The organism is Micromonospora sp. MP36 (assembly GCF_008119785.1).
Lineage (GTDB): Bacteria > Actinomycetota > Actinomycetes > Mycobacteriales > Micromonosporaceae > Micromonospora.
Window position 1 is genome coordinate 32,107 of the sequence record NZ_VSFA01000051.1, and the last position, 19,436, is coordinate 51,542.

The following is a 19,436-nucleotide window of genomic DNA, read 5'->3' on the forward strand; positions in this document are numbered from 1 at the left end:
ATGCCCGTATGACGGCCGTACTGGTGATCGAGGACGACGACCGGATCCGGCTCGCGCTGCTGCTCGCCTTGGAGGAGGAGGGCTACACCGCGTACGGCGCGGCGACCGCGGAGGAGGGACTGCGGCGGCAGCGGGAGAACCGGGCCGACAACGTCCTCGTCGATCTGATGCTGCCGGGACTCGACGGCTTCGAGTGCATCCGGCAGATGCGCCGCGACGACGACGTGCCCATCGTGGTCGTCAGCGCGCGGGACGACACCCACGACATCGTCGCCGCGCTGGAGGCGGGCGCCGACGACTACCTCGTGAAGCCAGTGGCGATCAAGGAACTGTCGGCTCGGCTGCGGGCCCTGCGCCGGCGGGGACGGACGCTCGTGGCGCCGGTCCCCGCGCAGGTCTTCGGTGACCTGGAGATCAGCCCGGACGCTGGCGAGGTACGCCGCGCAGGCCAGCGGGTCGCCGTGACCCGCACCGAGTTCCGGCTGCTCTGTGAACTGGCCGAGCACGCCGGTCGGGTGCTGTCCCGGCAGCAGTTGCTGCAGCGGGTCTGGGGATACGACACCGGCGACGAGCGGCTGGTCGACGTGCACGTGGGCCGGCTGCGGCAGAAGATCGAGGCCGACCCGGCGAACCCGCGGCACCTGGTCACGCTGCGCGGCCTCGGCTACAAGCTGCAGCGATGACCCGCCTCGGACTCCGGGCCCGGGTCACCGCCGCCTTCGCCGTCGGCGCGTCGCTGCTCGCGGCGTCCATGGCCTTGTTCTCCTACGACCTGACCCGCCGGTCGCTGCTCGACGAGCGGGAACGGGCGGCGGTGCGGGTCGCCTACTTCGACGCGGCGGTGGTGCGGACCGGGCTGGACACCGACGCCCCCGACGTGGTGGAGGTGCTGCGCTCGCTGGACACCGGCAGCATCCGCCGCCCGCTGCTCCACTTCAACGGCCGCTGGTACGGCCGCTCGGCGGACATCGGCGCGAGTTCGATCCCCGGCGAGCTGCAACAGCTGGTCCGCTCCGGGGAGGCGGGCGTGCAGCGGGTACGCCTCGACGGCCAGCCCACCCTGCTCGTCGGAGTCCCGTTGTCGGCGACCACCAGCTACTACGAGCTCACCTCACTGCGCGAGGTGGAGCAGACCTTCCAGGTGATGGCGCTGACCCTCACCGCGGTCGGCATCATGGTGGCCGGCGCCGGCGCCGCCCTCGGCTGGTATGCCACCCGCCACAGCCTGCGACCGCTGACCGCCGTGGCGGACGTCGCCGAGCGGATCGCCGCCGGTGACTTCACCACCCGGCTCGACCCCGCCACCGACCCGGACCTGAACCGCCTCTCCACCTCGTTCAACCACATGGTCGACCAGCTGGTCCGACGGATCGAGCGGGACCGCCGGTTCGCCGCCGACGTCAGCCACGAGCTGCGGTCGCCGCTGCAGACCCTGGCCGCCGCCGCGGACGTGCTCACCCGCCGTCGCGGCCATCACGACGAGCGCACCGCCACCGCGGCCGGTCTGGTCGCCGACGAGGTCGCGCGGTTCCAGCGGCTGGTCGACGACCTGATGCAGCTGGCCCGTACCGAGCGGCCCGCGCAGCGCGAGTCCGTCGACGTGGCGGCGCTGGCCGGCGAGGCGTGCCGCAACCGCTGCCTGCCCGAGGATCTGGTCAGCATCCCGCCCGGCACGCCGAGCCGGTGGCTGGTCGACCGGCGCCGGGTGGCGCAGATCCTGTTGAACCTGCTGGACAACGCCGTCCGCTACGGCGGCGGCCCGGTCGCCGTGCACCTTCGGGTGCGGGACGGCACCGGGGTCATCGAGGTCGACGACGAAGGCCCGGGCGTACCGGCGCAGGACCGCGAGATCATTTTCGACCGCTTCGTCCGCGGCCGTGCCGCCCACGCCCGCGCGGACACCAACGGCACCGGTCTCGGCCTCGCGCTGGTCGCCCAACACGCCGCCGCGCACGGCGGCCGGGCGAGCGTGACGGACCGGCCGCGCGGCGGCGCGCGGTTCCGGGTGGAGTTGCCGGGGAGCCTGCCGTGATCCGGTCGTCGCGCGCACTGCTGCTCGTCGTGGTCCTGCTCGCGGGGTGCGGGGTGCCCGTCGACGAGTTCCCCCGCCCGGTGCAGGCGCCGCGCGGCCGGCCGCCCGCGCCGGTGACCGGCAGCCCGACCGGATCGGCGGGCCGGGTGGACGAGACCCTCTGCTTCGTCCGCGACGACCGGCTGAACCCGACGGTACGCCGGGTCGACGCGCTGCCCCCGGTCGACGTCCATCTGCAGCACCTGCTGGCCGGACCGTCGAGCACGGAGCGGGACAGCGGCCTGACCAGCGCGTTGCCGGGCACCGTCGGGGTGACCGGGGCCCGGGTGAACGGCCGGCTCGCCGAGGTCGACATCGAGGAAGCCGTCGACGAGACGGGTCGCAGCGACGAGATCCTCGCCTTCGGTCAGATCGTCTGCACGCTCACCAGGCGGCAGGACGTGGACGCGGTGTCCTTCCAGCGGGCGGGGCGGCCGTTGGACGTGCCCCGCGCGGACGGTTCCCTGTCTCGACAGCCGCTCACCGCCGCCGACTACCTGCCGCTCACCCGGCAGCGGTGACCCGCCCCGGGACGACCCGACCAGCGGAGCCGCCGGCCGGCCGCCGTGCGGACGGTGGCGGCGGACCGGCGGCACGGGACGGCGCGGGTAACCGACGAACCGCCCGCTGTGCTGAGGATCACGGCGGCGGTGTGGCCTCGGAACCCGGCGGGACACGGGCAGGCCCAGGGCGATTCCACCCGCCTTCCGCCCCGCGACATCGGCGGCGGGCGGAGACCTGACGCGCAGCGCCCGCCGGGGCCCCGCGACCGCGTGCGTCCCCCCGGCCGGGCCTGCCTGCGGCAACTGGGTCGAGGTTGCCGGCAACTGCGCGAACATTAGCCCTGACCAGCGCGGTTTGCCGCCGATGCGCGTGCACCGAAACGACCCGACAAGGCCTGGCGTCGATGTCTCACCGCCGGCGCCGAGCACGAGACGGCGGGTCCGCCGTGGTGCGGTGCCGGCCTGAGACGGGGCGTCCGACCCGGGGGCGCAGCGACGCGTGGGGCGTGGGCTCGGCCGACGGCCGGCGCTGACCGGGTCAACCAGTGTGGGTGGTCACGGAGAATCCGAGCGCGAATTGTCGCCCGCACTCGCTACTGTGCCAGCGGACGTCGCCCCTCCTCGTGACATCCCGTGCTCGCCAGCGCGGTGCCGCCACCGCCCCCGATCAACACGAACCCAGGAGACTGTTAGTGACCCAGCAACCCCCCGCGACATCGGACAAGCTCGACGCCGCGGTCCTCAAGGTGGCGGGAGTCGTCGTTCTCGGTGCGATCATGTCGATCCTCGACGTCACGGTCGTCAGCGTCGCGCTGCCGACGTTCCAGAACGAGTTCGACGCCTCCTACGCCCGAGTCGCGTGGACCATGACCGCCTACACGCTCGCGCTGGCCACGGTGATCCCGCTCAGCGGATGGGCCGCGGACCGGTTCGGCACCAAGCGCCTCTACATGATCGCGCTGGCGCTGTTCACGATCGGGTCCGGACTGTGCGCCACCGCCGACTCGATCTCGGAACTGGTCTTCTACCGCGTCCTCCAGGGCCTCGGCGGTGGCATGCTCATGCCGCTCGGCATGACGATCATGACCAAGGCCGCCGGTCCGCACCGGATCGGTCGCCTGATGGCCGTCCTCGGCATCCCGATGCTGCTCGGGCCGATCGGCGGTCCGATCCTCGGCGGCTGGCTGATCGACACAGCGAGCTGGCACTGGCTCTTCCTGATCAACCTGCCGATCCGCGTCATCGCGCTCGTCTACGCGCAGCTGGCGCTGCCGAAGGACAACCCCGAGCCGTCCGAGTCGTTCGACTTCCTCGGCATGCTGATGCTGTCGCCGGGGCTCGCCCTGCTCCTCTACGGCATCTCCTCGCTCCCCGAGGCCGGCACGATCGCCGAGACCAAGGTGTGGGCGCCGATGCTCGTCGGCGCCGCGCTCGTGGTGAGCTTCATCGTCTACTCGTTCAAACCCAAGCACCCGCTGGTCGACCTGCGGCTGTTCGCCAACCGCAACCTGACCATCGCGTCGGTGACCATGTTCGTGTTCATCATCGCGTTCATGGGCGCCGGCCTGCTGTTCCCGAGCTACTTCCTGCAGATCCGCGGTGAGTCGACGCTGACCGCCGGGCTGCTGATGGCGCCGCAGGGCATCGGCGCGATGCTCACCATGCCGGTCGCCGGCATGCTGGCCGACCGGGTGCCCGTGGGCCGCACGGTGCCGTTCGCGCTGGTGCTCATCGCCGCCGGGTTCCTCACCTTCACCCAGGTCGACCCACACACCTCATACTGGCTGCTCGGCGGTTCGCTGTTCGTGATGGGTCTGGGCATGGGCGGCACGATGATGCCGATCATGACCTCAGCGTTGAAGACGCTGCAGGCCCAGGAGGTGGCCCGCGGCTCCACGCTGGTCAACATCCTCCAGCAGATCGGCGGGTCCGTGGGCGCCGCGGTGATGTCGGTGATCCTCACCAGCGAGTTGAACGGCTCCCGGGAAATCCCCGGTGCGGTGGACCCCAACAGCGGCAAGCCGATCACCGAGGCCGGGCTGGCCATCACGGCGCAGCTGCGGCCGGAGCTCCTCCGGGAGTTCCCGGTGCCCGCACAGCTCATCGAGCGCGGGCTGGACTTCGCCGCCAGTTCCTTCGCCACCACGTTCTGGGTCGGGTTCGCGCTGGTGCTGACCACGTTCATCCCGGCCGCGTTCCTGCCTCGCCGGCGCAAGCCGTCGCACCTGCTCGACGGACAGCAGACCGAGCAGACGCCGGCGCCCGTCGTCATCCACTGATCCGCCGTCGGGCCCGATCCAAGCTGCGGCCGGGGCGGCCAGGGACTCCTGGCGGCCCCGGCCGTCTCGCTGCCCGGCAGACGACGATCTGCGGTACGGCTTGCCCCGGCCGCTCGGCGCGGTGGTGGCGTGGCCGTTAGGGCGATGCCAGCACGTACCGGGGGCGCACGGTCGCACCGACCGGCTGATCGGGGATGGCCTCCAAAGCCGCGCCCGGCCCGCCGGAGGGCCTCCTTCGCCTTCTCCACGTCGCTGCCGGCTGATCGTGCCGGGACGGGACCGCCTGCCCGGGCCTGCCGTGGCCTTCAGCCGCCGGCCGACCTGCTGAGCCGGGCGGCCGCGAACTGCGCCACCGGCACGAGGAGGATCAGCAGCAGCCCGGCGGTCGGCGAGACGACCGCGGCCAGGGTCCCGGCCGCGAAGACCACGCACAGCGCCACGGGCGGCAGCAGCGCCGGGGCCGTCTCCGGACCCGCTGACGTACGCAGTTGGGGTCGGCGACCGATCCACCAGGTCTGCGCGAGCGCAAGAAGGCTGATGGCCAGCATGTTGGCGACATAGAAGGCCGCGGAGTCGGCGCGCAGGCGGGTCTCCACGAACAGCCGCGCGGTGGGAAACGGCAGGAAGGCCACCAGCATGATCCAGATCGTGTTCAGCACGACGAGGACCTCGTCGTAGTCGACGAGCCGTTCGTACAGTTGTCGGTGCGTCCGCCAGAACAACGCGATGACCAGGAACGACACGGCGAAGGAGAGAATGTCGCCGAGGTGCTGCTGGACCAGGTCGGCCACCGACTGCCGGGCGGTGCTCTGGTCGGCGAAGTTGACCAGGGGCAGCGCCAGCAGCGTCAGGGCGATCGCCACGGCCGCGTCGGTGAAACTGACGATTCGTTGCAGCGTGTTCCGGCGCTGGTGACCGTCCACGGACTGCCGTCGACCGGCTTCGGCGGGCTCCTGGTGCATGCCCTGATTCTGGCGAATCCGGCATATCCCTCGGGCCGGCCTCGGCGAACCCGCCGCGCGCTCCCGGCCCGCCCGTCGATCTCCGGTCCGGCCGGGCGGGCGGCTGGCCCAGCCGGATCCGGACCGACCGGGTCTCGGCGAGGTCACCGCCGGGTCGCGGGCGGGGGAGCGGCTCAGAGCTCGCCGGCGACCGGGGACCGGGCGGCCCGGCGGATGTCGAGCAGGTGGTGCTCCCCCTCATGGATGGTGTGCTGGCCCAGCCATAGCAGCGTCCGGGACTGCGGCTGCGGCCAGGGGTAGACGCCCGCGCGGGCCAGCTCCGACGGGCCGAGCACCCCGAACCGGGCCGCCAGATCGTCGGCCGCCGCCGCCAACTCGTCGAGCACCACCGCCGGGTCCTGCTCGTTGTACGCGTCGGCGACGGCACGTTCGTCGCGCCCCATCGGCGTGAACTCCGGCGCCTCGACGGTGAGGGCCAGCGCCAGTCGTTCACCCTGCACGCGGAGCACGTCACGCACGTGGCAGGTGTATTCCAGCGGCGACCACACACCAGGGGCGGGTCGCCGGCGCAGGTCCAGCACCTCGCTCAGCGCAGCCGCGTACCGCGCCCGCAACTCGCGCAGCAGTCGCGGCAGCTCCTGGCCGGACACGCTCGCATAGGCGAATGTGCACTCATCGCACCGCTCCACCGGCCCAGCGTATCGGCGCCTCCCGCCACCGGGCAGATGCGCGGGGTGCGGGCGGCGGGTCGTGGGCCCACGCCGTCGACGGTCGCGGACAGCGCGTGGTGTCGCTGCCCTCACGCCCGGCGATGCCTGCGTAAGGTGAGATGGCCGCCCGCGCCGGAAGGCCGTCAACGGCCTCTCCGAGCCTGCCGGGCGGACGGACCTCCGCACCGCACCCAGCACTCAGGACGGAAGGATCACCGTGACCGCCACCGAATGGACCACCGAGGCCAAGGGCGCCGGCCAGTACGCAGAAGTCAACGGCGTCAACCTCTACTACGAGACGCACGGGTCCGGCCGGCCACTGATCCTGCTGCACGGCGGCCTCGGGTCGGGCGAGATGTTCGGACCGGCCCTCACCGCGCTGGCCACGCGCCACCAGGTCATCGCCGTCGACCTGCAGGGGCACGGCCGGACCGCGGACATCGACCGGCCCCTCGACATCTGGTTCATGGCCGACGACATCGCAGCGCTCATCGACCACCTCGAGCTGGAGAAGCCGGACCTGGTCGGCTACTCGCTCGGCGGTGGGGTGGCGCTGCGTGCCGCGGCGCGGTATCCGGACAAGCTGGGCCGGGTTGTCGCGGCCTCGGCGCACATCCGCTCCGACGCGATCTACCCGGAGATGCGGGCGCAGCAGGGGCAGGTGAGCGCCGCCGCCGCCGACTTCATGAAGGACACGCCGATGTACCAGCTCTACCAGCGGGTGGCGCCGCGCCCCGAGGACTTCCCTCGGCTGCTGGACAAGATCGGCGAGGCCATGGCGCAGGGCTTCGACCTCACCGAGGACATCCGCGGTCTCCAGGTGCCGACGATGATCGTCGCCGCCGATGCCGACATGGCACCGCCGAGCCACTACGTCGAGGTCTTCAACCTGCTCGACGGCGGCCTGCGCGACGGCGGCTGGGCGGGCGAGGGCCGGCCGAAGGGCGGCCACGCCCTCGCGATCCTGCCCGGCCTGACCCACTACAACATCTTCAGTTCGCCCCTGTTCGCCGAGGCCACCCTCGCGTTCCTCGACGATCAGCAGCGCTGACGGGCAGCCGCTCGCTGGGTATGGCGGGCGGCCAACCCGGTTCGCCTACGGCGCGAGGCACTTCTCGAACCAGTGGTGGGCGTAGTGCTCGGTGTTGTACGGCGCGATCTCGCGGTAGCCGGCGGCCCGGTACAGCGCTATCGCCTCGGTGAGGTTGCGATTGGTGTCCAGCCGGACGGCGGCCCAGCCGCGCTCGGCGGCGTAGCGTTCCAGCTCGCCCAGCAGCCGCCGCCCGAGCCCGAGCCCGCGCACCGCGTCGGCCACCCAGACCCGCTTGATCTCGGCGGGCGCGTCGCGGTGGAGCTTCACCGCGCCGCAGCCGACGGGCTCGTCGTTGAGCGTGGCGAGCAGGAACACGCCCGCGGGTGGGACGAGCTCGTCGTCGTGGACGGCATTGCTCAGGGCCGGGTCGAACCCGTCATCGAACCGTCGCGCGACCTCCCGGGCGTAGGCCCGTACGCACGCCCGGGCCCGCGGGTCGCTCGGCGGGCACGGCGTGATGATCACCATCGACGCGACGAGCAGCCGCTCGACCTCGGCCATCGCCGCGACGAGCCGCTGGCGGCGGTGCGCGGGCAGCGGCTCGAGGATGGACCAGGCGAACTCGTCGGAGCGCTTGTCGAGCTCCGTCCACTCGGCCCGGCCGGTCTCGGTGAGCGCGGCGGCCCGTACCCGCCCGTCGCCACCGATCTGGTCGGCCGGCCCCACGGTGACGAGGCCGTCGCCCTCGAGGGTGCGCAGGAGCCGGCTCAGGTAGCCCGAGTCCAGGCCGAGCCGCGCGCGCAGCGCGGCGACCTCGGCGCCGCCGGGACCGATCTCCCACAGCAGACGCGCCTGCGCGAGGGGACGCCCGCGAGCCATGTACTCGTCGTCGAGCGCGCCCACCCGCTGGGTCACTGTCCGGTTGAACCGCCGTACGGCGGCGATGAGCTCCGCATCCATATGTCTGACCTTAGTCAGGCATACCTGGGGTCGCCAGACTGAAACAATGTGAGCCGGGCCAGACGTGTCACATTCGCCATGCCTGAGGGTTCGTCTCTCTGAGCCCTGGCGATGGAATGGTGTGACCGATGGATGAGAATGAGCGGCTGGCCGCGCGTTTCGAGCAGCACCGACCCCGCCTGCGGGCGGTGGCTTATCGAATGCTCGGCTCGCTGGCTGACGCGGACGACGCTGTTCAGGATGCCTGGCTGCGGCTGAGCCGGTCCGACGCGGACCAGATCGACAACCTCGGCGGATGGTTGACCACCGTCGTGGCCCGGGAGTGCCTGCATATTTTGCGCTCCCGCCGACGCCGCCGGGAGGATCCGTTGGCCGCGCACCTGCCCGACCTGGTTGTCATCCCGGACGGGGACCTCGACCCCGAGCAGGAGGCGTTGCTGGCCGACTCGGTGAGCTTGGCCCTGCTCGTCGTGCTCGACCAGCTCACTCCTGCTGAGCGGTTGGCGTTCGTGCTGCACGACATGTTCGACCTGCCCTTCGAGGAGATCGCCGGCATTGCGGGCCGCACCCCGGCCGCCGCGCGGCAACTCGCCAGCCGGGCACGGCGCCGGGTGCACGATGCCGAGATCCCATCACCCGATCCGGATCTGGCGCGCCAGCGGCAGGCCGTCCGTGCCTTCTACGCGGCTGCGTGGACCGGCGACTTCGACGCCCTCGTCCAGGTCCTCGCCCCCGACGTCGTCCTGCGCACCGACTTCGGCACCACCCGGCCGCCAACCGTCGTCCGCGGCGCGCCAGCCGTGGCCAAGCAGGCCCGCGCCCCACGTGGTGGCCAACTGCGCCCCGCCCTGGTCAACGGCGCGATCGGAACGTTGATCACCCGCGACGGGCGGCCGTTCTCTGTCATGGCCTACACCGTCGCGGGCGACAAGATCGTCAGGATCGACGTTGTCCGTGACCCCGACCGCGTCCACCGCCTCGCGTCCGCCCTCCTCAACCGGACGGAGCGAACAGGGCGGTGAACGCGGAGCGGGATGGCGACCGAGCCATCCTTCGACGAGCCGGGGGCTGATGCCGCGTAGCGGCGCGGCATCAGGCCAGGGACTCGAGATATTTCTGGGTTTCCGGCTTCTTGAAGTACTGCGCCCAGCCCGCCGGCTGCGCGTTGAACCCGGGTTCGCGGGCGGTGTGGTCGGCACCGTGCTCGACCAGCAGGCGCGCGATCGACAGCTCGCCAGCAGCCGCCGCATAGTGCAAGGCGGTGGCACCGGCGGCGGTGACACCGTTGACGCCGAAGCCAAGATCGATCAGCAGCCGGACCGCTGACCAGTTGCGCGCCTCGGCCATCCGCGTAACCAGGTCTGCGTGCCGTTCGCGCAGCCCGGGGTCGGCGGCCAGCATCGACCGCATCGTCGCTTCGTCGGCCGCCTCGACGGCTTCTTCAAACTGCATCGTGTCCTCCTCGCGTGTTTGCACTCGTACTATGAGCCCAGCCGACGAGCCGATGTGACAGGGCGAGGTGCTCGAACGGCTGCTGCCTGACGAAAGCCGCCTGGCCCGGCGAACTAGCCGAACCACGGCGCTTTTTGACGACTGGAAGCCGCCGGCACCGCCGCTCCCAAACGCCTCCAGCTCAGCCTGCCGACCACGTAAGATGCCCAGCCTGGCTACTCAGCGCTACATGGCACCTGGTCGCAGCCTCCTTGCGACACGAAATCCCTCGTCTTCGCGGTGCGGCCAGGTCAGCCGGTGGTGACCGGCAGCGTGGCGTAGCCGCGCAGCACCAGGCGGTCGCGGCGTTCGCCCGGGGCGGCCAGGTTCAGCCGGGGCAGCATGGTTAGCAGCAGCGGGAACGCGACCTGCGCCTCCAGCCGGGCCAGCGGCGCGCCGAGGCAGTAATGGGCGCCGCCGCCGAACGAGATGGGCTGAATGTTCGGACGGTCCGGGTCGAACCGGTGCGGGTCGGGGTAGCGCGCCGGGTCGCGGTTGGCGGCACCGAGCAGCATGGTCAGCTCCGCGCCGCCGGCGAGCCGGAGCCCGTCGTCGAGATCCAGCGGGCCGGTCGTGAACCGGGTGGTGAGCTGCACCGGGGAGTCGTACCGCAGGATCTCCTCGACGAATGCCGGCGCGAGGTGCGGGTCGGCGCGTAACCGGTCCGCCTGCCTGGGATGCTCCAACAGGATCTGGATGCCGGTGCCGAGCAGGTTGGTGGTGCTCTCGAAGCCGGCGACCAGCAGCAGCACCAGGTTGGCGAGCAGTTCCTCGCCGGTCAGCCCGGCACCGGCGGTGTCGTCGTGCACGGCGACGAGCGCGCTGGTCAGGTCCTCCTGCGGGGCACGCCGGCGTTGCTTGATCAGGTCGACGAAGTAGGCCTCGAGTTCCCGGCCCGCTACGTCGGCCAGCCGCATCTCCTCGTCCGTGCTGATCGGCTCCAGCACCACGGTCAAGTCGGCGGCGTGCTGCCGGAACCACAGCTGGTCCGCCTCGGGGATGCCGAGCAGCGCGCAGATCACGCCGATCGGCAGCGGGTACGCGAACGCGCTCATGAAATCCGTGCTGGCCGGCATCGCCTTGATCAGGTCCTCGACCTGTCCGGCGATGACGTCGCGCATCGCGGCGACCCGGCGGGCGGTGAAGGTGGCCGCGGCCGCCCGGCGCACCCGGGTATGGTCCGGCGGATTGGTCTGCAGCATGGACAGCACTACCGAGGCGACCCCACGGTTCTGCCGCCAGTCCGGCCAGAAGCCGTCGTACGCGGCGGCGTCCGCAATGCGCAGACTCGGATCACGCAGCAGGCGGCTGGTAAGCGCGTGGGTGGTGACGAACCAGCGGCCGTCCAACGCCTGGAAGATCGGTGAGTGCGCCCGGATCGCGTCGTAGGCAGGGTACGGATCGAGGCGTCCCTCCGGCAGGAACAGCGATGCCAGCGCCGTCTGACAATCCATCCTGTGTCTCCCCTGCAGACGGGTGCGGTGTCTTGCATCATGCCCGGCGCCGTCCATGGGCCGCGTTCAGCCGTCGGACGGCCGAGGCAGCAGACCCGTTGCACCAGTCGGCCGGTCGGGCGCGGGCGGGAGCGCACGCGGGCGTACGTGAGCGAAGCTGGACACATGGGCTCCCGGATGCGGAACTGGATGCAGCAACGGGCGTTGGCGGCAATCGGCCCGACCGGAAGCCGACTGTCGCGGTGGGCCACCACCCGGCTCTGCGAGCGCCTGCGGACGGACGACGATGAGGATCTCCTCGACGCCGTGGTAGGCATCGCGTGCCTCTCGGCTGATGGGTGGGCGGCGGACGAGGCGATGCACGCTCTCGACGCACGCTGCGACGATCCCCGGTTCCTGCAGCGGGTCCTCGTCTCGATGCTTGAGGCGAGGATGGTCCCGGGCGGCTGGCACCGGGTGACTCGGCGGGCGGCGGCCCTGCTGATGGCGCCCGCCCCGACCACGGCAGGACCTCCGGTGACCCGGCTGGCGTGGTATCTGGACGGGCCTGCCGTGCCCGCGACGCGGCCGGGCCGGTACGAGGTGGCGTCGTGGCTGGTGCAGGCGACCCTGTATGTGGTCGACGACCCGCTCCGGCGCACGCTCGTCGACCTGCTCCGGGCGACCGGCCAGCCCGACCTGCTCCGGGCGCTCCAGGCGGAGTTCTACCGCCTGGTTGGCAAGGCCCGCAGGTACGGGTCGGCGACCTCCGGCAACGAGGTGACCCGGGCCAGCCTGTGGCACGGCACCCGGCCGGCCCCGCTGACCGGGATCGTGCTCGCCAACCCGCACCTGCCTCTGGAGGTCACCGACACCCCGCAGCCGGACGATCGACCGCCCTACGAGGCGGTGGTTTCCCGGGTGCTCATCGCCATCCTGAAGGGACGCCCCGATCCCCTTCCCGCCACGGCGAGCGAGCAGGTCGCGAGCCTGGTGGTCACCGCGCTGCTGTTCGGGGTGGACCTGTGGGCGCCACCGGACTTCGTGGACGCCTGCCAGCGGGCCCTGCGGGCTGTGCCGCCGGGGCCGGTCCGGGAAGCGCTGTGCGATCGGGCGGCCCTGTTCGGGGTGGCCGAGGCGCGGGCCGCCGTCGTCGACGCTGGCCTGCTGCCCGCGGACGAACGGAAGCAGCCGGCCTTCCTGTTCCTCACCGGGCAGTGGGCGGCGTACGACCGGTTGGACCCGGACGGCAGCCGGCTGCGGGCCTGGTGCGCGAAGCAGGCGGCGCAGCCCTCGTGGCCGTTCCGCCGGCGATTCGAGGAGGTCGCGGCGGCCGCGGGCCGGGCCAGCCCATTCCCCGCGATACCGAGGCCGTCGAGCGGCAGCCGGCGGTCGATCGGCAGTTGGGTCACCGATTACGGCGTGGGCGGCCACTTCTGACCGCTTCCGCCGGCCCCTCACGGCGCTGCCGCGCGCCGACGCCGTGCCCGGCGCGCCGCCAACGGTGCCGGTAAGCCGGCGCGGCCGGACCAACACGCGGGCGTGACACGCCAAGGTTGCCCTTGACAGCGGCTGTTTTCCCGATGATGCTGCCCACTAGTCCTACTGTCGTAGGACAATAGAGAGGATCGTCTCGAGTGATCGAGTTCGTGCTGGACAGTCGGTCGAAGGTGAACACCTACCTGCAGCTCGTGCAGCAGGTGAAACAGGCGCTCCGGGTCGGCCTGCTGGCCCCAGGCGACCAGTTGCCGAAGGTGCGTGACGTCGCGCAGTCGTTGGCGATCAACCCGAACACGGTGCTCAAGGCGTACCGCGAACTGGAGATCGAGGGCCTGGTCGCCGGGCGGCCGGGGGTCGGCACGTTCGTCGAGCGCAGCCTGGCCGGCGCGTCCCTGCCCAACCAGGCGGAGCTGCGCGAGGACCTGGTGGCCTGGCTGCACCGGGCGCAGGCGGCCGGGCTCACGCCCGAGGACGTCATCGCCCTGGTGGAGACCACCCTGCGGGCCGCCCTCGCCGACGACGCACCACACAAGGAACCCGCGCGAGCGGAATGAGAGGACAGCCGATGGATGTGGCTCTGCAGGCCGACCAGCTCGGCAAGAGGTACGGGAGCACCTGGGCGCTGCGAGACTGCTCGCTGCAGCTGCCGGTCGGGCGCATCGCCGCCCTGGTCGGCCCGAACGGGGCGGGCAAGAGCACCCTGCTGCACCTGGCCGTGGGCCTGCTCCGGCCCGACGCCGGCGCGGTGCGGGTGTTCGGCGAAGCGCCGTACGACAACACGAAGATCCTGGCCGACATCGGGTTCGTCGCCCAGGACACCCCGCTGTACCGGGACTTCACCGCCGCGGAACTGGTCACCGCCGGTGAGAAGCTGAACCGGCGGTGGGACACGGCGCTGGCCCGCACCCGGCTGGCCCAGCTGGGCATCCCGCCGGACCGGCCGGTCGGCAAACTCTCCGGCGGGCAGCGCGCCCAGGTGGCGCTCGCGCTCGCGCTGGCCAAACGGCCCCGGCTGCTGCTGCTCGACGAGCCGGTCGCCAGCCTGGACCCGCTGGCCCGGCGGGAGTTCCTCCAGTCGCTGATGGGCAGCGTCGCCGACGCCGGCACCACCGTCCTGCTCTCGTCGCATCTGCTGGCCGACCTGGAGCGGGTCTGCGACTACCTGATCGTGCTGCACGCCGCCCGGGTGCAACTCGCCGGCGCGGCCGATGACCTGGTGGCCGAGCACCGGCAACTTGTCGGCCCCCGACACGACGGCGGCCCGATCGGCGGCGTCGCCGCGGTGGTCCGGGCCAGCCACACCGACCGGCAGTCCACCCTGCTGGTCCGCACCGACGGGCCGATCAACGATCCCTCCTGGACCGTCCGGGACGTCGGCCTGGAGGACGTCATCCTCGCCTACCTGGCCGACGGCGACCCGGCCGCGAGCCACACCGCATGGGGGGTGCCGGCATGATCTGGCTGGCCTGGCGGCAACACCGCAGACAAGCACTGTTCACCCTCCTCGGGTTCGCGGCGCTCGCCGCCCTGATGATCCCCATCGGCCTGTCCATGCGGCACACGTTCACCGAGCTTGGGCTGCCGGATTGTGTCCGCCAGCTGGCCGACGCCGGCGTCGCCCGAAGCACCCAGGACTCCTGCAACGCGGCGTTCCACCGCTTCACCACCCGGTACGGCAGCTTGAACCTGGTCGCCGTCCTGCTGCTCGTGCTGCCGATGCTGGTCGGGCTGTTCTGGGGCGCCCCGCTGGTCGCCCGCGAGGTGGAGCACGGCACCCACCGGTTCGTCTGGACCCAGGGGGTGGGCCGCACGCACTGGGCGCTGGTCAAGTTCGGGCTGGTCGGCGCCGCCACGGTGATCGCCGCGGTCTGCTACGGGCTGGGCATGTCCTGGTGGGTCAGCCCGCTGACCCAGGCCGCGCAGCAGGGCCGCCTCGGCGTCATCGTCTTCGACCTGCAGGGGATCGTCCCGATCGGCTACACCCTCTTCGCCGTGGCGCTCGGCATCTTCGCCGGCACCGTCTGGCGCAAGATGCTCCCGGCCATGGCCGTCACCCTCGTCGGGTTCGTCGGCGTACGGGCGGCCATGGCGACGCTGGCCAGACCGCACTACCAGCCCGCCGAGACCCTCACCTTTCCGATCGTCGGGGCGGACGGGCCGAGGATGGACCGCGGCGACTGGATCCTCGCCAGCGGCGTCCGCAACGCTGACGGAAAGATGGTGCTGGCCGACTCCCAGATCGTCTGCCCGCCAGGGACGAAGGGACCGGACGGCCGGGCCTGCGGCGCCGAGCTGGGCCTCGGGCCGGGCGCCTACAACTGGCAGCTGTATCAGCCGGCGGACCGGTTCTGGCTGTTCCAGAGCATCGAGACGGGCATCTTCGTGGCCCTCGCCGTGATCCTGCTCTATCTCGCCATCCGCATGATCCGCCGCATCGCCTGAGGCACACACCAGCGGTGATCGCCGGTCCCTGCGGGGGCCGGCGATCACGCCTGTCGCGCACCCTTGTGCCCGGCGTGGCCGGTCAGCCGCGTCCGGCCAGGCCACGCACGGCGACCAGCCCGGGTACGGCGACGCGCCCCAGCTCGCGGCCGGTGGCGGGATCGTGCCAGCTCACCGCCCCGGTCTGGCCCACGTACAGCCGCCTGCCGTCGGGGCCCAACACGAGGCCGGTGACCGCCTCGCGGACCGGCCACTCAGCGGCCGGTCCGAGACGCGCCAGGTCCAGGCTCCGCACCACCGTGCCGGCGCCGAGGAACAGCCTCTCACCGTCGGCGGCGGCGTGCCCCGTGCCGGTGGCCCGGGCCACCGGCACGGTGCGGCGTACCGTCAGCTCCTCGGTGTCGATCTCCGCGACGGTGCCCGACGTGACGTCGGCGACGAAGAGCCGGCCCCCGTCGGGGCTGACCGCCATGGCGTGGCCGCTCGTGGGCGCCTCCCCGAACGGATGCGGCAGGTCCACGCAGTACGCCCACCGCGCGCTGAGGCTCAGTGTGTGGACGAACGCGTGTGCGTTGCCCGGCCGCCCGCTGACCAGGTCGCGGGTGTGCTGGTGGTCGGGTTGATGGGTGTAGAGGGTGTAGAGGGTGCCGCGGTTCGGTGCCAGTACGGCCTGGCGCCCATCGCCGCGCATCTCCTCCTCGGCGCCCGGCGGGATCGCCGCCTTGGTCCGGGTGTAGAGCGGACCGGCGGCCTTCGTGGCGAGATCGACGAGGCGGACCCGGTAGCGGTCCGGCGCCTTCGCCGGAAGCCATTCGAGGACGAAGAGTCCGGCGAGATCCGCGGTGAACGTCTCCGGCACGAAGTTGCCCCGCAGCTCCAGCTGGTGCCGCACCCCGGTGACGTCGGCGATCAGCACCGGGGTCACCTCCCGCCCCTGCGGGCGTCCCTGCGCCGCGTTCAGCGGGTGCGCGGTGAGCGCCACCAGCGTGCCGGTGGCCGAGACGGCCTGCGGCAGCCAGCGCCCGGGCAGCCGGACCCGGGGTGAGGTGCCGCCGGTGGTGGTGTCGACCCGCCAGAAGGCGGTGTCCGCGCCGTCGGGCGCGGTGGCGTAGATCGCCGAGCCGTCGGCGGTGGCGACGGAGCGCGGGATCGACCGTCGGTCGGCGCCCCGCAGCACGCCGAGCCCGTGGTCGAGCTCGACGAGCAGGGCGTCGGGAATCGGGACGGCGGTCGCCGCGTCCCGAGCGGGGTCGCAGCCGACGAGCGTGGCGGCGCCGGTGCCGGCCAGCACGGCCAGCATGCTGCGACGCGAGATCCTTGTCGTTGCCATCATGCCCGGGTGACACCGCCGGGCCCGCCGCAGTTCCACCGCAACGGGGATGGAACCCGCACGGCGTGGGCGGTGTCATCAAGGGTGATCGGGGAGGTTGGCACTGGACGACGGAGAGCTTGTCACCCGCGCTCGGGCTGGTGACCTGGAGGCGTACGAACTCCTGGTCGCCCGGCACACCGCTTCCGCGTACCGGACGGCGGTGCTGCTCGGCGCCGGTCCGGACGCCGAGGACGTCATCCAGGAGGCGTTCGTGAAGGGATACCGCAATCTCGCTCGCTATCGGGGCGAGTCCTCCTTCCGGTCCTGGCTCCTCGCGATCGTCGGCAACGAGACGCGCAACCTGCACCGGTCGCGCAGCCGGCGGGACGGCCTCGTCCTGCGGGCCGCGGAGGCGAACCCGGAGCCGCAGGTCGCCGAGGACACCTCGATCGGCGCCGTCCTCGCCGGCGAACGGCGCGACATGCTGGTGCAGGCCCTACGCCGGTTACCGGTGAAGGACCGCGAGGTGATCGTCTGCCGGTTCTTCCTCGACCTCAGCGAGGACGAGACCGTGACGATGCTGGGCTGGCCCCGAGGCACCGTGAAGTCGCGGACCTCGCGGGCCCTGGCCAAGCTGCGCGGCCTGCTCAGCGTCGAGGAGGTCCACCGTGGATGACCTCGAACGGGAGCTGCGCGAGCTGTCCGCCTGGCTCGACACACCCGACCCACCCGACGTGACCGCCCGGGTACGCGCCCGCCTCGCCGAACCCGCGCCCCGGCGACGCCGGTGGCGCTACTACCTCGCCGCGGCGCTGGTCGCCCTGCTCGTCGCCCTGCTCCCGCCGGGACGGGCCGCCCTCGCCGACGCCGTGGCGGGGCTGCTGCGCTTCGCGGGCATCACCATCACCACATCGCCCACACCGACCCTGCCCACGGGTGACCCGTCGCCGCTGCCCTCGCAGCAGGCCGCCGCGCTCGACGAAGCGCAGCGGATGGTGCAGTTCCCGATCCGCGTGCCGGCCAAGCTGGGCCCGCCCGAGCAGGTGCTGATCGCCGATCCCGACAGCACCGGCAGGTATCGCGTGGCCACGCTGCTCTACCGCGGCGGCGCCCTGCGCGTCGACGCCTTCGACGGCGGGCTCGACCCGGTGTTCCAGAAGCAGGCCAGCGGGCCGGCCGTCGAATGGGTCCAGGTCAACGGCGACTTCGCCGTCTGGGTCGCCGGCCCGCACGCGCTGGCCTACGTGGACCGCACGGGCACGCCCCGGGTGGCGACGGCACGGCTCGCCGCGTCGACCCTGATCTGGGAGGAGGCGGGCGTGAGCTACCGGCTCGAAGGTGACCTCGCCCAGGCCGACGCGATCGAGATCGCGAGCTCGCTGCGGTAGGGGACCCGACTCGGCGGGCGCCTCCCGGCATGTCCATGCCCGTACGGCCGAGGTCTCCAAGGCCGTCCGGCAATACCCTGCTACCCCGCTCGAACGGGAAAGACAAGACTTGTCCACTGTGGCGGACCCGGGATACGAAGTCGTCAAGCCATCAGCCACTGTGACTCGCCTCTTTCTGATCGGAGGAGCATCGATGCGTAGAACCCTCGCGGCGCTCGCCACGGCCGGTCTGCTCACCACCGTCCTGACCGGCGGTCCGCCGGCCTCCGCGAGCCCGGCACAGCTACCGGGCGGTCCATGCCTGCAGCCGAGCCAGAATGTGAGCCTGTCCAGCGTCGCCGGGTACGACGATGTCCGTCAGGTACTCGATCGGATCGAACGGACCAGCGGGGGACTGGTCAGGGTCGACTCGGCCGGGACCTCCGGCGAGGGGCGCGAGTTGCTGTACGCGACGGTCGGCAGCGGTCCCACGACCTTCTGGCTGCAGGCCAGGATCCACGGCAATGAGCTGCACAGTACCGAGGCGGTGCTCCAGATCCTCGATCACCTCGCCAGTGGGTTCCCGCAGGCACGCCTGATCCGCGAGAAGCTCACCGTCGTGGTGATCCCGATGTACAACCCCGACGGCTCCGAGGCGAACATCCGGCAGAGCACGACCCCCAACCGCATCGATCTCAACCGCGACTGGGAGAACTTCGCCCAGCCGGAGTCCGCCGCCTTCTGGCGACTGTGGCGCCAGGTCGCCCCGCAGTTCGCGCTCGACCTGCACCACATGGGCGAGGCGCCCGTGGTCAACGGCACCGACCAGCTCAACCAGTTCCAGATCGGCGCCCGGTCCATCGACCCGTCACGGATGACCGCCGAGCAGTGGCTCACGAACCGGCAGATGGCCATGGTGAGCGTCGACGCGCTCGACCGCTACGGACTCGCCAACGTCGCGCACTATCCGCTGATCGACATCACGAACGCCGTGCTCAGCCGCATGCTCATGGGCGGCACGGCACCGGCGGGTGAGCAGCCCGTGGCGCAGACACCCACCCGGGGTGCCATCTTCTACGAGGTACGCTCCGTCGGCCAGAAGAGCAACGGGCAGCTCGAGAACCTGTTCCGGATCCCGACCATGGCGGTTCTGCTGGCCGCTGCTGACGGATCCTTGATGTCGCACGACGTGTCCCAGTATGCCAACCTGCCGTTCGCCAGCCAGGTGCCGTGCGGCCAGGTCTGACCACGCCAGCGCCGCGGTGGGCACCCACGTCCGGTAAGGCCCACCGCGGCGCCAGGTACGGGTGCGCTGAAGGTGTGCTGTCATTGCGGCGCAGCGGCCACCGCAGCCAATCCCGGCTCAGGCACAC

General features: G+C 72.0%; 19 protein-coding genes. 13 read left to right on the forward strand and 6 right to left on the reverse strand.

Going from position 1 to position 19,436, the window contains the following annotated elements; genetic code table 11:
* Positions 1-8 precede the first annotated feature (8 nt).
* The 4 genes from FXF52_RS26370 to FXF52_RS26385 all read left to right on the forward strand — a co-directional run bounded on the left by FXF52_RS26370 (position 9) and on the right by FXF52_RS26385 (position 4,853).
* On the forward strand, positions 9-683 hold the full coding sequence (locus FXF52_RS26370) for a response regulator transcription factor (protein WP_148801021.1): 675 nt from the start codon (positions 9-11) through the stop codon (positions 681-683).
* On the forward strand, positions 680-2,032 hold the full coding sequence (locus FXF52_RS26375) for a cell wall metabolism sensor histidine kinase WalK (RefSeq protein ID WP_148801022.1): 1,353 nt from the start codon (positions 680-682) through the stop codon (positions 2,030-2,032). The genes FXF52_RS26370 and FXF52_RS26375 overlap by 4 nt, the downstream gene beginning before the upstream one ends.
* Positions 2,032-2,592, forward strand: coding sequence for a GerMN domain-containing protein (locus tag FXF52_RS26380; RefSeq protein ID WP_148801045.1), 561 nt, complete (start codon positions 2,032-2,034; stop codon positions 2,590-2,592). The genes FXF52_RS26375 and FXF52_RS26380 overlap by 1 nt, the downstream gene beginning before the upstream one ends.
* Before the next feature lie 674 nt (positions 2,593-3,266).
* Positions 3,267-4,853, forward strand: coding sequence for a DHA2 family efflux MFS transporter permease subunit (locus tag FXF52_RS26385; protein ID WP_148801023.1), 1,587 nt, complete (start codon positions 3,267-3,269; stop codon positions 4,851-4,853).
* 305 nt (positions 4,854-5,158) lie between these two features.
* Here the strand turns inward: FXF52_RS26385 and FXF52_RS26390 are convergent, their stop codons facing one another.
* Positions 5,159-5,815 carry a TMEM175 family protein gene (locus FXF52_RS26390; RefSeq protein WP_148801024.1) on the reverse strand — a complete coding sequence of 219 codons (657 nt, stop codon included), beginning with the start codon at positions 5,813-5,815 and terminating at the stop codon, positions 5,159-5,161.
* Between the two features lie 173 nt (positions 5,816-5,988).
* Positions 5,989-6,504 carry a DinB family protein gene (locus FXF52_RS26395; protein ID WP_148801025.1) on the reverse strand — a complete coding sequence of 172 codons (516 nt, stop codon included), beginning with the start codon at positions 6,502-6,504 and terminating at the stop codon, positions 5,989-5,991.
* A 238-nt stretch (positions 6,505-6,742) separates the two neighbouring features.
* Here FXF52_RS26395 and FXF52_RS26400 point away from each other — a divergent pair, with 238 nt between their 5' ends.
* Positions 6,743-7,576 carry an alpha/beta fold hydrolase gene (locus tag FXF52_RS26400; protein WP_148801026.1) on the forward strand — a complete coding sequence of 278 codons (834 nt, stop codon included), beginning with the start codon at positions 6,743-6,745 and terminating at the stop codon, positions 7,574-7,576.
* Positions 7,577-7,621: 45 nt separating this feature from the next.
* Here FXF52_RS26400 and FXF52_RS26405 read toward each other — a convergent pair whose 3' ends face one another.
* On the reverse strand, positions 7,622-8,518 hold the full coding sequence (locus FXF52_RS26405) for a MarR family winged helix-turn-helix transcriptional regulator (RefSeq protein WP_148801027.1): 897 nt from the start codon (positions 8,516-8,518) through the stop codon (positions 7,622-7,624).
* 128 nt (positions 8,519-8,646) lie between these two features.
* On the opposite strand from FXF52_RS26405, the gene FXF52_RS26410 reads away from it, so the two are divergent.
* Positions 8,647-9,540 carry a sigma-70 family RNA polymerase sigma factor gene (locus tag FXF52_RS26410; protein ID WP_148801028.1) on the forward strand — a complete coding sequence of 298 codons (894 nt, stop codon included), beginning with the start codon at positions 8,647-8,649 and terminating at the stop codon, positions 9,538-9,540.
* A 70-nt stretch (positions 9,541-9,610) separates the two neighbouring features.
* Here FXF52_RS26410 and FXF52_RS26415 read toward each other — a convergent pair whose 3' ends face one another.
* Positions 9,611-9,970: an ankyrin repeat domain-containing protein gene (locus FXF52_RS26415; protein ID WP_148801029.1), complete on the reverse strand. Its 360-nt coding sequence runs from the start codon at positions 9,968-9,970 to the stop codon at positions 9,611-9,613.
* A 290-nt stretch (positions 9,971-10,260) separates the two neighbouring features.
* Positions 10,261-11,463 carry a cytochrome P450 gene (locus FXF52_RS26420; protein ID WP_148801030.1) on the reverse strand — a complete coding sequence of 401 codons (1,203 nt, stop codon included), beginning with the start codon at positions 11,461-11,463 and terminating at the stop codon, positions 10,261-10,263.
* Between the two features lie 165 nt (positions 11,464-11,628).
* On the opposite strand from FXF52_RS26420, the gene FXF52_RS26425 reads away from it, so the two are divergent.
* The 4 genes from FXF52_RS26425 (at position 11,629) to FXF52_RS26440 (ending at position 15,384) form a co-directional block, all read left to right on the forward strand.
* The gene (locus tag FXF52_RS26425) at positions 11,629-12,882 is read left to right on the forward strand and encodes a hypothetical protein (RefSeq protein WP_148801031.1); all 1,254 of its coding nucleotides are present in this window, start codon (positions 11,629-11,631) and stop codon (positions 12,880-12,882) included.
* A gap of 197 nt (positions 12,883-13,079) precedes the next feature.
* Positions 13,080-13,496 carry a GntR family transcriptional regulator gene (locus FXF52_RS26430; RefSeq protein WP_148801032.1) on the forward strand — a complete coding sequence of 139 codons (417 nt, stop codon included), beginning with the start codon at positions 13,080-13,082 and terminating at the stop codon, positions 13,494-13,496.
* 11 nt (positions 13,497-13,507) lie between these two features.
* Positions 13,508-14,398 (forward strand): ABC transporter ATP-binding protein, encoded by an 891-nt coding sequence (locus FXF52_RS26435; protein ID WP_148801033.1) that lies wholly within the window; start codon positions 13,508-13,510, stop codon positions 14,396-14,398.
* Complete coding sequence (locus tag FXF52_RS26440; protein WP_148801034.1) at positions 14,395-15,384, forward strand: transporter; 990 nt, start codon at positions 14,395-14,397, stop codon at positions 15,382-15,384. Before FXF52_RS26435 ends, FXF52_RS26440 begins: the two co-directional genes overlap by 4 nt.
* A gap of 82 nt (positions 15,385-15,466) precedes the next feature.
* On the opposite strand, the gene FXF52_RS26445 is transcribed toward FXF52_RS26440, so the two are convergent.
* The gene (locus tag FXF52_RS26445; RefSeq protein WP_255472365.1) at positions 15,467-16,684 is read right to left on the reverse strand and encodes a YncE family protein; all 1,218 of its coding nucleotides are present in this window, start codon (positions 16,682-16,684) and stop codon (positions 15,467-15,469) included.
* A gap of 127 nt (positions 16,685-16,811) precedes the next feature.
* Between FXF52_RS26445 and FXF52_RS26450 the strand changes: the two genes are divergently transcribed.
* The 3 genes from FXF52_RS26450 (at position 16,812) to FXF52_RS26460 (ending at position 19,309) form a co-directional block, all read left to right on the forward strand.
* Positions 16,812-17,372: an RNA polymerase sigma factor gene (locus tag FXF52_RS26450; protein ID WP_255472366.1), complete on the forward strand. Its 561-nt coding sequence runs from the start codon at positions 16,812-16,814 to the stop codon at positions 17,370-17,372.
* On the forward strand, positions 17,365-18,084 hold the full coding sequence (locus FXF52_RS26455) for a hypothetical protein (protein ID WP_148801036.1): 720 nt from the start codon (positions 17,365-17,367) through the stop codon (positions 18,082-18,084). The genes FXF52_RS26450 and FXF52_RS26455 overlap by 8 nt, the downstream gene beginning before the upstream one ends.
* 193 nt (positions 18,085-18,277) lie before the next feature.
* Positions 18,278-19,309, forward strand: coding sequence for a M14 family zinc carboxypeptidase (locus tag FXF52_RS26460; RefSeq protein ID WP_148801037.1), 1,032 nt, complete (start codon positions 18,278-18,280; stop codon positions 19,307-19,309).
* Positions 19,310-19,436: the final 127 nt, after the last annotated feature.